The organism is Dorea sp. 210702-DFI.3.125, assembly GCF_020560945.1.
Taxonomy (GTDB): Bacteria; Bacillota; Clostridia; order Lachnospirales; family Lachnospiraceae; genus Dorea; species Dorea formicigenerans.
Map to the genome: position 1 here is coordinate 1 of NZ_JAJCNF010000105.1, position 318 is coordinate 318.

General features: G+C 42.8%; 1 protein-coding gene and 1 pseudogene. One reads left to right on the top strand and one right to left on the bottom strand.

All coding sequences use genetic code 11. The features are described from left to right. Positions 1 to 23 precede the first annotated feature (23 nt). Positions 24 to 221 carry a hypothetical protein gene (locus LI164_RS15750; protein WP_227083179.1) on the bottom strand — a complete coding sequence of 66 codons (198 nt, stop codon included), beginning with the start codon at positions 219 to 221 and terminating at the stop codon, positions 24 to 26. Between LI164_RS15750 and LI164_RS16205 the strand changes: the two are divergent. Beyond that, positions 195 to 318 (top strand): annotated as a pseudogene (locus LI164_RS16205) (tweety protein); the annotation flags it as partial. The gene LI164_RS15750 and the pseudogene LI164_RS16205 sit on opposite strands and share 27 nt — an antisense overlap.

A 318-nucleotide genomic window follows, 5' to 3' on the forward strand; every position in this document is an offset into this window, starting at 1 on the left:
TCCATTTCGTTCATCATAGCCATTTACCCACACAATCCAGACGGTATCTGGCTCTTTTGAACCTCATCTTCATTATACTTCATATCTCTCTTTTTAGCAAGATATTCTTTCATATTTGTCTTACCGTATTTCTGGGAAATCAGGCTGACGAACACATCGGTTGCGTCCAGCTCCCCGTCAAACACCGTTGTAACATGAATCTCTGTTTTGTTTTTTGCCATAGGCAGTTATCCTCCATACATGAAAATAGCCAGACAGAGGGTGTCGGCAACGAAGTCCGGCAACGGGCTTCAAAAGACCTTGCAAACAATCTCAATC